We start from the raw sequence: 12,155 nt of genomic DNA on the forward strand, positions 1-12,155 counted from the left end.
GTGAGTCTTCGCCGCCAGTGTGGCCGAGTCCGGGTGGGCTATGCCACCACCGGCCGCACCTGCGGCGATGGAGCCGCCGTACTCGCATCGATCACCCCGGCCAGGGCCTCGATGGCGTCGACCATCCGGTCGGTGGCCTCCAGCAGGGCCATGATCACCGGCCGGTCCGCCTCCGGCTGGGCTGCCGGGTCGACCAGCTCGGCCAGGGCCCGGTGCCGCGCCGGCAGGTCGGACGGGATCGCCGACGCCCGGTGCTCGCGCAAGGCTGCGGCCAGCTCGCCCAGCGCGGCGGTGAGGGTGTGGACCAACGCCCCGATCGCGGCATGCTTGGCCAGGGCCGCGGCGCCATGGTCGTGCAGCGCGCTTTCCAGCGCCATGCCGGCGCGCAGGATGCGGTTGGCGTTGGCGAAGATCGCCTCGGCCCGCGCCGGCTGGCCGGGATCCGCCGGCTCGACCCGCAACCGCTCGACAGAGGCCTGGGCGTTGACCCGGGCGGCGCGGGCTGCCGTGCGGGCCTCGGCCTGCACTTTCGCGTCGGTGCCGAGCAGCGCCGCCAGATAGGCGGCGTAGGCATCGAGCATGGCGCCGATCACCGGCCGCTCCCGCCCCCGCTCCCAGGTCGGCCACAGCAGATAGGCGGCCAGCGCCAGCAGGCTGCCCAGCACGGTGGCGAGGCCGCGGTCCAGCAGCGTGTGGCCGGCCGGCTGCCCGGCCAGGCCCAGCAGCAGCACCACCACGGCGGTCAGCAGCGACACCGCCAGGCCGTAATGCACCGGCACCAGGTAGCGGAAGCCGAAATAGAGCGGTGCGAGCAGCAGCGCCTGGGCCAGCGGATGGTCGGCCACCAGATAGACGACGGCGGTGGCTACCAAGAGGCCGGCCAGGGTGCCGAACATGCGCAGCAGGCCGAAGCTGACGGTGCCGCCGAAATCCGGCTTCAGCACGATCACCACGGTCATCGCGATCCAGTAGAACTGCGGCAGGCCGATGGCGCGGCCCAGCGCCTCCGCCGCGACCACGCAGACGGTCAGGCGCAGCGCGTGGCGGAAGGCGGCGGAGGACAGCGACAGGTTGGCGCGCAGCGTCGCCAGCGGCGCGCCGGGCCGCAGCGCCGCCGGCTGCAGCGCATCGCGCTCGGTGGCCCGAAGGTCGCCGCGGGCGCCGGCCTCGGCCGAGTTGCGGATCGCCGCGCGCAGCGCGCCGGCCAGGCCGATCGCCCGCGCCTCGGCCAGGTGCAGGCGGGAGCGCAGCAGCGGGTCCTGTGCCGCGTGGCGGGCCTCGCGCAGGCCGGCCAGAGCGGCCTCGAAGCCCTTGAGCGCCGCCCCGCCCTCCATCGGCCGGCCCTGACGCAGCGCCATGCCGAGGCCGCGCAGCACCACCGCCGCCTGGCGCATCACCGCCGGCAGCGCCGAGTCACCGACCTGCCCGCGCAGGTCGGACAGGGCCAGCAGCTCCAGCCGGACGCGTTCGGCCAGGCCCAGCAGGATCCGGAACGCCTCCACCCCGCGGATCCGGGCGGCACCGCTGCGGGCCAGCAGCAGCTGCGCATCGCCCAGGGAATCCGCCAGCGGCATGAACTCCGTATCCTCCGGCATCGCCCGCGCGATCTCCGACAGCATGCGGTAGACCGAGGCCAGCGCGTCGCGCTCCGGCTGGTAGATCCGCAGCGGCCAGGCGGCGACGGAGAACAGCGTCGCCAGCAGGCCGCCGGCGAAGAACAGGCCGGAAGCTGCCCAGGGGTCGAAGCCGTGGCCGGCCGTGCCCGCCGTCACCACCAGCACGATCAGGATGGCGGTGCCACCCTGCATCGCCACCGGGCCCAGCGCCACCAGCATGGCCAGCAGGAAGGCCGAGACGGCGAGCACCGGCAGGAAGGGCAGCCAGTGAGTGCCGAGCGAGAAGCCGGCCAGGGCCGCCAACCCGGTGCCCAGCGAGATCAGCAGCATGCGGCGCAGGCGCAGCGCATGCGGCCCCGGCGCGTCCGACGTGACGACATTGAGCGCGCCGCCGGCCACCGCGAGGCCGACATCGGTCTGGCCGAACAGCACGCCGAGGATCACCGGCAGCGCCACGGCCAGCGCGTTGCGCAGCGCCACCGGCCACGGGATGGTCGCGCGGTTCCACTGCACCAGCGCCATCAGGAGCGCGGACCGCCGCCGCGGCGCCTCCGCCGTCACCGCCATGCCGCGCGCCCCGCCCGAACGATCATCCACTCGCCTTCTTCGAGTCGCTCCCGGGGCATGATGCCCGCCGATGCTTCACGGCGTCGACCGTCGATCCCGTCCCGGCGGACATCGATTCTTCATCTGCCCGCAACAGATCCGTCATCCCCGCTCCCTATCATCCGCGCGCCGCGAGACGCAGCGGAACCGGATACCGGCCGCGGCACCGAAGCTCGCTTTTTTCGACACGTCCGATTGCCGCCGCTCGTCGGCCCGCCGATGCGCGGGTGATTTGCCATGACGTGCGAGGCGATCGGCAGCAGCAAAGGAGCCGACCGTGCGGGTGGTCCAGATCACCGATACCCATCTCAGTCCCGGCAAAAGCCATTTTGCGCCGAACTGGGCGCCGCTGGCGGAGTGGCTGCAGGCCGCCCGGCCGGACCTGGTGGTCCACACCGGCGACCTCAGCGTCGACGGCGCGGATGTCGAGGCCGATCTGGAGCATTGCGCCGGGCTGCTGCGCGCCCTGCCCTTCCCGGTGCTGTCGGTGCCCGGGAACCACGATGTCGGCGACCTGCCCGGCACCCGCCAGCCGGCCAATGCGGAGCGGCTGGAGCGCTGGCGCCGTATCATCGGGCCGGATCGCTGGGTGCATGACCAGCCGGGCTGGCGCCTGGTCGGGCTGAACAGCCAGGTCATCGGCGGCGGCGACGCGGAAGAGGCGGCGCAATTCGCCTGGCTTGAGGGCGTGCTGGAGGCCTGCGAGGGCCGCGGCGTCATCGTCTTCACCCACAAGCCGATCTTCGTCGACACGCCCGACGAGGGCGACACCGGCTATTGGAGCATCCGCCCGGCGCAGCGCCGCCGCCTGCTGGAGCTGTTCGAGCGGCACGGCGTGGCCCTGGTCGCCAGCGGCCATCTGCACCGCGCCTGGACCGGCGCCCATCTCGGCACCCGCTACATCTGGGGCCCGTCCTCCGGCTTCGTCGTCGGGCCGATGGAGCGCGACATGCCGGGCGACCGCATCCTCGGCGCCGTGATCCACACGCTGGACGAGACGGTGTCGAGCGAGATCGTCGCGCTGCCGGAGCTGCGGCCCTTCGTGATCGACGATGTGATCCACGAGGTCTATCCGCGCCACCAGCCGGCCGAGGCCACCTCGTGACCGGGCTGGCGCTGCGCCGCGTCAGCAAGGCCTTCGGCGGCAACCGCATCCTGCAGGACGTGACCATCGAGGCCGCGCCGGGCGAGTTCATCGCCCTGGTCGGCCCGTCCGGCTGCGGCAAGACCACTCTGCTGCGCATCGCCGCCGGGCTGGAGCATGCCGACACCGGAACAGTGCAGCTGGGCGACCGCGACATCACCGCGCTGCGGCCCGCGGCCCGCGACATCGCCATGGTGTTCCAGTCCTACGCCCTGTATCCGCATCTGACCGCCGGCCAGAACATCGCCGTGCCGCTGGCGATGCGGCGGCTATCGACGGCCCAGCGCCTGCCCTTCATCGGCAACCTGATGCCCGGCCAGCGCGCCCTGCGCGCGGAGATCCAGACCTCGGTGCGCGAAACCACGGCCAGCCTGAGGATCGACCATCTGCTGGACCGCAAGCCCGGCCAGATGTCCGGCGGCCAGCGCCAGCGCGTGGCCCTGGCCCGCGCCCTTGTGCGCCGGCCCGCCGCCTTCCTGATGGACGAGCCGCTGTCGAACCTGGATGCGAACCTCCGGGTCCACACGCGTGGCGAGATCGTCGAGCTGCACCGCCGCGCCGGCGTCACCACCCTCTACGTCACCCATGACCAGTCGGAGGCGCTGAGCATGGCCGACCGGGTGGCGGTGATGATGGGCGGAAGGCTGCTGCAGCTGGACACGCCGTCCCGGGTCTATGCCGACCCGGCCCATGTCGAGGTGGCGCAGTTCATCGGCAGCCCGCGCATCAACCTGCTGCAAGCGGTGCTGGACGAGGCGCGCGCCGCCCGCATCGGCGGCCGGATCCTGGTCGACGGGGTCGAGGCCGCGCCCGGCACCGCGGTGACGCTGGGCGTACGGCCGGAGGCGCTGCGGTTCCTGATGCCGGGCCAGCCCGGCCTGGCGGCAACCGTGCGCCGGCTGGAGTTCCTGGGCTCCGAGCTGCTGGTCTTCCTGACCCTGGCCGATGGGGCAGAGCTGGTCGCCAAGACCGCCCCGGCCCTGGCGGCCGAGCTGGCGCCGGGCGCCGCGGTGACGCTGGCGGTGGACGCGGCCGATGTCCTGGTCTTCGGCCCCGAGGGCGGCCGGCTGCCGGTGGCGCCGGCGACGCTGCGGATCGCCGCCCATGGTTGATCTCGCCCTCGACGACGGCACCGCCCGCCGGGCTGCCCGGGCCGCGGCACGGGCGGAGGGCCTGGCCGCCTGGCGCCTGTCCGCCCCGGCGGTGCTGCTGCTGGCTCTGCTGATCCTGGCCCCGACCCTGGCGGTGCTGGGCTTCAGCCTGACCGACTACGAGCTGGGCTATGACGGCATCAAATTCATCGGCCTCGACAACTACGCCGAGCTGCTGGGCGACCGCACCTTCCTGATCTCGCTGAAGAACACCGCGGTCTACACCGCCATCGTCACCCCGGCCTCGGTGGTGCTGGGCCTGGGCGTCGCGCTGCTGATCGAGGCGGAGACGCGCGGCCGGGCGCTGTTCCGCACCATCTACTTCCTGCCCGTCGCCTCGCTGCTGGTGGCCATGGCGACGGTCTGGCAGTACCTGCTGCACCCCAGCATCGGCCCGGTGAACGAGATGCTGCGCCTGCTCGGCCTCCCCGGCCCGAACTGGCTGGGCGACAGCAAGACCGTGCTGCTGAGCCTGGCGCTGATCGGCGTGTGGCAGTCGGTCGGCTTCAACATGGTGCTGTTCCTGGCCGGGCTGACCGCGATCCCGCGCGAGCTGTACGCCGCCGCCGAGGTCGACGGCGCCGCCAGCGCCTGGGAGCGGTTCCGGCTGGTCACCTGGCCGATGCTGGGGCCGACGACGCTGTTCGTGATCACCATCAGCGTGGTCAATGCGGTGAAGGTGTTCGAGACCGTCGGCACCCTGACCCAGGGCGGCCCGAACAAGGCGTCGGAAGTCCTGCTCTGGACCATCTACCAGGAGGGCTTCGTCTATCTCCGGGTCGGCTACGCCTCGGCGATGACGGTGGTGTTCCTGGCCGTGCTGGTGGTGCTGATGCTGCTGCAGTACCGCGTCCTCGACCGCCGGGTGCACTACGCATGACCGCCTGGTCCCCACTCCGGTTCGTCCGCCTGGCGCTGCTGTCGCTCGGCGCCCTGGCCTTCGTCGCGCCCTATCTGTGGATGCTGTCGGTCGCGCTGAAGCCGCAGGACGAGATCTTCTCCTCCTCCCTGTCGCTGCTGCCGCAGCGCTGGGCGCTGGTCGAGAACGTCACCAAGGCGCTGACCCGGGTGCCGATGGGGCAGATCCTGCTGAACGGCGTCATCGTCTGCGGCCTGATCCTGGTGCTGCAGGTTCTGGTCGCCGTGCCCTGCGCCTATGCCATGGCCAAGCTGCGCTTCCGTGGCTCCCGGGCCATGGTCACGATGATCATGCTGGGCCTCTTGGTGCCGATCCACGCCATCGCCCTGCCGATCTATGTGGCGCTGTCGGCCACCGGCACGCTGAACACCTATGTCGCGCTGGTGGCGCCCTTCACCATCTCGGTGTTCGGCATCTTCCTGTTCCTGCAGTTCTTCCGGGCGATGCCGGACGACCTGATCGCCGCGGCGCGGCTGGACGGGATGTCGGAGCTGGGGATCGTCTGGCGGGTGATCGTGCCGAACGCCTGGCCGGCGATCACCGCCTTCGCGATCTTCTCGGTCGTCGCCCATTGGAACGACCTGTTCTGGCCACTGATCGTGGTCAGCGACACGAAGATGGCGACGCCGCCGCTGGGCCTGCTGTTCTTCCGCGCCGCCGAGGCGGGGGACGACTACGGCGCGCTGATGGCGGCGACGGTGATCGTCACCCTGCCGCTGGTCGCCGCCTTCCTGGCCGCCCAGCGCCGCTTCATCGAAGGCATCACCCTGACCGGGCTGAAGGGCTGACCCGGTCGCGTTTCTTCCTACAGAGGGGCAATCCGTGAAACTGATCCGATCCGCGCTGGCGGGCCTGGCCCTGGCGGCGAGCCTGGCCGGCGCCGCGAGCAACACGGCCTTGGCCGAGACCACCCTGACCGTCCATTACCCGATGCCGGGCTTCTTCAAGGACGTGATGGACACGATCTCGCAGAAGTTCATGTCCGAGCATCCGGACATCAAGATCGTGTTCGCCAGCCCCTCGCCGACCTATGAGGACGGGCTGCAGCTGATCCTGCGCCAGGCCGGCACGGCGGAGATGCCGGACATCACCTTCATCGGCCTGAACCGCCTGCGGGTGGTGGCGGAGCGCGGCATCTCGGTCGACCTCAAGCCCTTCGTCGACAAGGACGGCCATATGGCCGAGCAGGGCTTCAGCGACCACATCCTGGGCCTGGCCCAGTTCGGCGGGCAGCAGGCCGGGCTGGCCTTCGCCACCTCGAACCCGATCATGTATCTGAACGCCGACCTGGTGCGGAAGGCCGGCGGCAACCCGGACACCCCGCCCAAGACCTGGGACGAGGTGCTGGCGCTGGGCGCCAAGATCAAGGCGCTGGGCGACGGCGTCGACGGTATCGACTTCCGCTGGCAGGGCGACGACTGGATGTTCAGCGCCCTGCTGTTCGGCGCCGGCGGCGACATGCTGTCGGCCGATGAGAAGAAGGTCGCCTTCGACGGCCAGGAAGGCCTGGCCGCCTTCACCCTGGTCCAGCGCATGGTGAAGGAGGGCGGCATGCCGGTCTTCACCAAATCGGCGGGCGAGCAGGCCTTCGTCGCCGGCAAGGTCGGGCTGGAGTTCCAGACCACCGGCGCTCTGCGCAACACCATCAAGAATGTCGGCGACAAGTTCGAGATGCGGACCGCGCCGATCCCGCTGCTGGATCCGGCCAAGGGCCAGCTGCCGACCGGCGGCAACGCCGCGGTGATGCTGACCCGCGACCCCGCCAAACAGCAGGCGGCGTGGGAGTTCATCAAATTCGCCGCCGGCCCCTACGGCGCCTCGATGGTGGTGCCGGGCACCGGCTACGTCCCGAACAACGAGCTGGCGGCCAAGTCGCCCGAGTATCTCGGCGACTTCTACGCCAAGAACCCGCTGTTCCGCGCCGGGCTGGAGCAGATGCCGAAGATGCGTCCCTGGTACGCCTTCCCCGGCAGCAACGGCGTGAAGGTGACCCAGACCATCGTCGACAACCTGTCGCGGGTGGTGGAGCAGAGCGCGACGCCGGAGGAGGCCCTGGCCGATGCCGCCGACGAGGTGCAGAAGCTGCTGCCGCGGCGCTGAATCGTCGCTACATAGAGAGAGGGCCGGACAGCCGTCCGGCCCTTTCCGTTTCCGGGATCTGCGCCATGTCCGCCGACGATATCGCCTGGAGAGTCGAGGAAGCCTGCCAGAACGCCTGGCCGTCGCCGCGGCAGGTGCTGCTGGGCGGCTGGCTGCTGCGCGCCTCTGGCGGCACCACGCGACGCACCAACTCGGTGAACCCGCTGCGCGGCGGCCCGCGGGATCCCAGCGGTGTCATCGCCGCGGCGGAGGGGATCTATCGCGGCCTCGGCCAGCCCTCCCGCTTCCGGGTGCCGTCGATCGCCGGAGGCATGGACGGGCCGCTGGAGCGGGCGGGCTACGCCGCCGAGGGCGAGACCACCACGCTGCTGGCCGACCTCGCCGACCATCGGCCGCGGGACTGCGCCCATATCGTGCTGTCGGGCCGACCGGACGAGGACTGGCTCGCCTTGCGGTCGACTGCGGCCGACCCGATCTTCAACGCGATGGTCGACAGCATCGTCCTGCCCAAGGCCTTCGCCGCCTGCCGCATTAACGGCCAGGTGGTGGCGAAGGCCTATGGCGTCGTCCACGACCGGCTGCTGGTGCTGGAATCCGTCGAGACCCACCCCGAGCATCGCCAGCGCGGCTACGGGGCTCTGACCGTCGGCCATCTGATGGATTGGGCCCTGACCCAGGGCGCCGGCGGCGCCTGCCTGCAGGTGGTGGCCGACAATGCGCCGGCCCAGGCGCTCTATGCCTCGCTCGGCTTCCGGACCGAGCTGTACCGCTACCACTACCGCAGCAAGGCCACGGCCGCCGGCTGACCTGCGAGACCCGTCATTGCGAGGAGGCGAAGCCGATGAATCCATCCAGGGGCCGGTTCGCAATGGCCCCTGGATAGCTTCGCTGCGCTCGCAATGACGTCCTTTATTGAGGCTCGCCTTCGTCAGATCTTCGCGGCCAGCTCCGCCAGCTGATCGGCGCAGATGCCCCAGCCTTCGTGGAAGCCCATCTTCTCATGCGCTTCGCGGTCGGCGACGGTCCAGTGCACCGCGCGGGCGGTGTAGCGGGTCTTCCCGCCCTCGTCCTCGAAGGTGATGATGCCGGTGAAGAACGGCTTCTCCGACGGCTCCCAGGCCTTGGTGTAGGCGTCGGTGAAGACCAGGCGCTCGTTCTTCACCACTTCGAGATAGACGCCGCGGTTCGGGAACTCGGTGCCGTCCGGGCCGCGCATCACGATCAGGTTGGAGCCGCCCGGCCGCAGATCGACCTCGATCACCGGGGTGGTCCAGGGCCGCGGCGTGAACCACTGCTTCATCAGCTCGGGCTCGGTCCAGGCGCGGAACAGCTTCTCGCGCGGCGCGTCAATCAGGCGGCTCAGGACGAGCTCGCGGTCGGAGGCAGGGGTGGCGGTCACGGGGGATCTCCTGGTTCGGCGTAAAGCGTTCGATGCCCCAAGGACGGCCCCCTGACCAGGGTTCCGACACGCCCCCTCAAAAAAATCAGCCGACAGCGCGAACCGCCAGGAAGGCCTCGCGCAGCCTTTCGGCCACGGTGGGCCCGCTGCGCCGGCGCGGCTGGCCGAGATGGGCGCTGCGCAGATCGTCCATGAACTCGTCCCACAGCGCCGGCCCGCCTTCCTCCAGCAGCTGGGCGCGGATCGCCAGGTCGGGGGTGACCGGCATGTGCCGGCGGCCCCAGGCGCCCATATGAGCCAGCAGCGGCACCAGCTGGATCGACTTCTCGGTCAGGCTGTAGATCGCCTTCTGCTTGTGGCTCTCGTCGTCGGTACGCGTCAGGAACCCACCCTCGGTCAGCCGCTTCAGCCGGTCGGCCAGGATGTTGGAGGCGATGCCCTCCTCCGACCGTGTCAACAGCTCGCGGAAATGCCGCCGGTCGCCGAACATGATGTCGCGGATCACCAGCAGGCTCCAGCGGTCGCCCAGGGCTTCGAGGGTCAGATTGATCGGACAGCCGGATCGCGGTTCACTGCTCATGCGGGGTCGCTCCTTTTCCGCTTGCAATATGCAAGCGGAAAATCTAAGAAGCAACTAGTTGCTATATGCAATCAGATAAACAGCAAACCAGGAGGACAACACCCATGCGCAAGGCCATCCTGTCGATGTTCATCAGCCTGGACGGCTACATCACCGGGCCGAAGGGGGAGTTCGTGCCGCCGCAATGGTCCGACGACCTGGCGACGCACTGGTCCGGCTACTCCCTGGAACGGGCCGGCCACCTGCTCTACGGCCGGGTCAATTTCCTGTTCAACAAGGGGTTCTGGGAGCCGGCCGAGACCGATCCGAACAGCCCGGCCGCCGGCGTTCCCTGGGCCGCGGTGATGAACCGGCTGCCCAAGACCGTCTTCTCGACCACGCTGGCCGGCGATCCCGGCTGGAACGGCACGGTGGTGCGCGATGACCTGGAAGGCGCCGTCGCACGGCTGAAGGCGGAGGGCGACGGCGACCTGTACATGTTCGGCGGCGCCGGCATCGCCCAGAGCTTCGTCGCCCGCGACCTGTTCGACGAGTACCGGCTGATGGTGACGCCGACCCTGTTCGGCGACGGCCAGCGGCTGTTCGCGCCGGGCTTCGACCGCATCGACCTGAAGTTGATCGAAAACCGGACGCTCGACACCGGTGCCGTGATCCTGCACTACCGGCGCGAGCACGGCTGAGCCCGTCTAGGGGATGAGCACGACTTTGCCCAAGCTCCGGCGCTCCTCCAGCACCCGGTGCGCCTCGGCGGCCTGGTCCAGGCGGTAGCGACCGCCTACGGTCACCGTCAGCGTGCCGGCCGCGGCCAAGGCGAACAGTTCCGCCAGATCGGCCCGCAGCCCTTCGCGAGTCAACAGCGGCAGCAGGGCGAAGCCCTTCAGCGACTGGTTGCGGAACAGCATCCCCTCCAGCTCCGCGGCCGTGAGCTCGAACCGGCCGAGCGCGGCGAACACCAGCTCGCCGGCCGGCGCCAGGGCGTCGAGACAGGCCTTGGTCACGGCGCCGCCGACGGTGTCGTGGACGATGTCAGCGCCCCGCCCGCCGGTGGCATCGCGGACCAGCGCGGCCCAGCTGGGCTCGCGATAGTCGATGCCAAGGTCGGCCCCGAGGCTGCGGGCCGCCTCCAGCTTCTCCGGCCCTCCCGCGAGGGCGATCACCCGCTCGGCGCCGGCCCGCCGGGCCAGTTGGAGCAGCATCGACCCGACGCCACCGGCCGCCGCCGTGACCAGCACCGTCCGGCCGCGCGGCGGGCTACGCTGCACCAGATGCAGCGCCGTCAAGCCCGGCACCAGCAGCGCCACGGCCTGCTCGAAGGACAGGCCGTCGGGCACCGGCACGACCGACGCGGCATCGACGGCGACATGTTCGGCGTAGCCACCGGTGGGGCGTCCGATCGCGAACAACGGCACCGCGACCCGCGCGCCGAGCAGTGCCACCTCGACGCCGGGCACCATCGGCAGCTCGGGTGTCACGGCGTAGAGGTTCCGGCGCATCAGCGTCTCGAAATAGTTCACCCCCGCGGCCCGCACCCGGACCAGCACCTCGCCGGGGCCGGGCTGCGGGGCCGGCCGCTCGACCGTCTCGAGCACCTCGGGCCCGCCGAAGCGGCTGAACTGGACGGTTTTCATGGCCTCACCCGGCGTTGGACAGCGTGAGGCGCCTTTTGCCAGTATGCCGCTTGGTGGCTCTACACACCCTTTCGTTCGATACTGACCAGAAGGTGACCATGGCCGAGACGATCAAGCGGCTGCCAATGCTGCCGGTGGAGCGCGCCTTCAAGGTGGTCGGCGGCCGCTGGAAGGCGGTGATCCTCTACCACCTGTTCGAGGGCCCGCGGCGGCTGTCGCAGCTCAAGCGGTCGCTGCCCGAGATCAGCCAGAAGGTGCTGATCCAGCAGCTGCGCGAGATGGAGGAGCACGGCCTGGTGCACCGCGAGATCTTCCGCCAGGTGCCGCCGCGGGTGGATTATTCGGCCACGCCGCTCGGGCTGAGCCTGGAGCCGGTGCTGCGCGCGCTGTGCGATTGGGGCCAGCGCCACGCCGCCGCGCTGGACGAGCTGGACCGCCTGGCGGAATGCCGCCTGCGCCCTGCGCAACCCGTGGCCGCGTTGCCCGCAGCCTAGTCCGCCGGCAGCGCCCCGCGCTCCAGATGCGAGCTGAGCACGATGTAGCTGCGCGTGCCCTGGACGCCGGGGATGTCGTATATCACCCGCAGCAGGTCCTCCAGCCCCTGGGCATCCTGGGTCCGCACCTTCAGCATGACGCAGGTGTCGCCGGTGACGGTGTGGATCTCCTCCACATCCGGCAGCTGCGCCAGGTCGAGCATCTCCGGCGACTTGCCCCAGCCGGTGGTGTTGACATGGATGAAGGCCAGGATCGCCTTGCCGAGCTTGCGCCCGTCCAGCGCCGCGACCGTGGCCTTGATCACACCGTCGCGCTTCAGCCGCTTCACCCGCTCATGCACCGCCGGCGGCGACAGGTTCAGGGCCCGGCCCAGCTCGGCATAGCTCAGCGTCGCATCGGCCGCGAGCAGCCCTAACAGCTTTCGGTCGACCGCGTCGACGGAGGGGGCCTCGGCGGGCCGGCGCCGAACCGCTTTCGTATTTTCGATGACCACGAGAATCGCCCTTCATGACCGAAC

The 12,155-nt window shown here is 70.6% G+C and carries 13 protein-coding genes; 8 read left to right on the forward strand and 5 right to left on the reverse strand.

The genetic code is table 11. The annotated features are described in order from the left end of the window. Nucleotides 1-38 precede the first annotated feature (38 nt). Nucleotides 39-2,213 (reverse strand): FUSC family protein, encoded by a 2,175-nt coding sequence (locus BWR60_RS02650; RefSeq protein WP_144445506.1) that lies wholly within the window; start codon nt 2,211-2,213, stop codon nt 39-41. Between the two features lie 286 nt (nt 2,214-2,499). Between BWR60_RS02650 and BWR60_RS02655 the strand changes: the two genes are divergently transcribed. The 6 genes from BWR60_RS02655 (at nt 2,500) to BWR60_RS02680 (ending at nt 8,342) form a co-directional block, all read left to right on the forward strand. After that, a complete protein-coding gene (locus BWR60_RS02655; protein WP_088149459.1) occupies nt 2,500-3,327 on the forward strand; it encodes a metallophosphoesterase family protein in 828 nt (275 codons plus the stop codon). Then, nucleotides 3,324-4,478 carry an ABC transporter ATP-binding protein gene (locus BWR60_RS02660; RefSeq protein WP_088149460.1) on the forward strand — a complete coding sequence of 385 codons (1,155 nt, stop codon included), beginning with the start codon at nt 3,324-3,326 and terminating at the stop codon, nt 4,476-4,478. The genes BWR60_RS02655 and BWR60_RS02660 overlap by 4 nt, the downstream gene beginning before the upstream one ends. Beyond that, nucleotides 4,471-5,397 (forward strand): carbohydrate ABC transporter permease, encoded by a 927-nt coding sequence (locus BWR60_RS02665; RefSeq protein WP_088149461.1) that lies wholly within the window; start codon nt 4,471-4,473, stop codon nt 5,395-5,397. The genes BWR60_RS02660 and BWR60_RS02665 overlap by 8 nt, the downstream gene beginning before the upstream one ends. Then, nucleotides 5,394-6,224: a carbohydrate ABC transporter permease gene (locus tag BWR60_RS02670; RefSeq protein ID WP_088149462.1), complete on the forward strand. Its 831-nt coding sequence runs from the start codon at nt 5,394-5,396 to the stop codon at nt 6,222-6,224. Before BWR60_RS02665 ends, BWR60_RS02670 begins: the two co-directional genes overlap by 4 nt. 34 nt (nt 6,225-6,258) lie before the next feature. Continuing rightward, nucleotides 6,259-7,536: an ABC transporter substrate-binding protein gene (locus BWR60_RS02675; protein ID WP_088149463.1), complete on the forward strand. Its 1,278-nt coding sequence runs from the start codon at nt 6,259-6,261 to the stop codon at nt 7,534-7,536. A 65-nt stretch (nt 7,537-7,601) separates the two neighbouring features. Then, nucleotides 7,602-8,342 carry a GNAT family N-acetyltransferase gene (locus BWR60_RS02680; RefSeq protein ID WP_088149464.1) on the forward strand — a complete coding sequence of 247 codons (741 nt, stop codon included), beginning with the start codon at nt 7,602-7,604 and terminating at the stop codon, nt 8,340-8,342. A 122-nt stretch (nt 8,343-8,464) separates the two neighbouring features. On the opposite strand, the gene BWR60_RS02685 is transcribed toward BWR60_RS02680, so the two are convergent. Both BWR60_RS02685 and BWR60_RS02690 read right to left on the reverse strand, forming a co-directional pair. Then, entirely contained in the window at nt 8,465-8,935 is a 471-nt protein-coding gene (locus BWR60_RS02685; RefSeq protein ID WP_088149465.1) for an SRPBCC family protein, read from the reverse strand. Between the two features lie 85 nt (nt 8,936-9,020). Then, complete coding sequence (locus BWR60_RS02690; RefSeq protein ID WP_088149466.1) at nt 9,021-9,515, reverse strand: winged helix-turn-helix transcriptional regulator; 495 nt, start codon at nt 9,513-9,515, stop codon at nt 9,021-9,023. A 104-nt stretch (nt 9,516-9,619) separates the two neighbouring features. Between BWR60_RS02690 and BWR60_RS02695 the strand changes: the two genes are divergently transcribed. Next, the gene (locus BWR60_RS02695; protein ID WP_179221602.1) at nt 9,620-10,195 is read left to right on the forward strand and encodes a dihydrofolate reductase family protein; all 576 of its coding nucleotides are present in this window, start codon (nt 9,620-9,622) and stop codon (nt 10,193-10,195) included. Between the two features lie 6 nt (nt 10,196-10,201). Here the strand turns inward: BWR60_RS02695 and BWR60_RS02700 are convergent, their stop codons facing one another. Continuing rightward, nucleotides 10,202-11,143 (reverse strand): quinone oxidoreductase family protein, encoded by a 942-nt coding sequence (locus BWR60_RS02700; RefSeq protein ID WP_088149468.1) that lies wholly within the window; start codon nt 11,141-11,143, stop codon nt 10,202-10,204. A 98-nt stretch (nt 11,144-11,241) separates the two neighbouring features. Here BWR60_RS02700 and BWR60_RS02705 point away from each other — a divergent pair, with 98 nt between their 5' ends. After that, nucleotides 11,242-11,637: a winged helix-turn-helix transcriptional regulator gene (locus BWR60_RS02705; RefSeq protein WP_088149469.1), complete on the forward strand. Its 396-nt coding sequence runs from the start codon at nt 11,242-11,244 to the stop codon at nt 11,635-11,637. On the opposite strand, the gene BWR60_RS02710 is transcribed toward BWR60_RS02705, so the two are convergent. After that, entirely contained in the window at nt 11,634-12,131 is a 498-nt protein-coding gene (locus BWR60_RS02710; RefSeq protein WP_230982928.1) for an Lrp/AsnC family transcriptional regulator, read from the reverse strand. The two genes, BWR60_RS02705 and BWR60_RS02710, sit on opposite strands and share 4 nt — an antisense overlap. Nucleotides 12,132-12,155: the final 24 nt, after the last annotated feature.

The organism is Inquilinus limosus (assembly GCF_002195995.1).
Lineage (GTDB): Bacteria > Pseudomonadota > Alphaproteobacteria > DSM-16000 > Inquilinaceae > Inquilinus > Inquilinus limosus_C.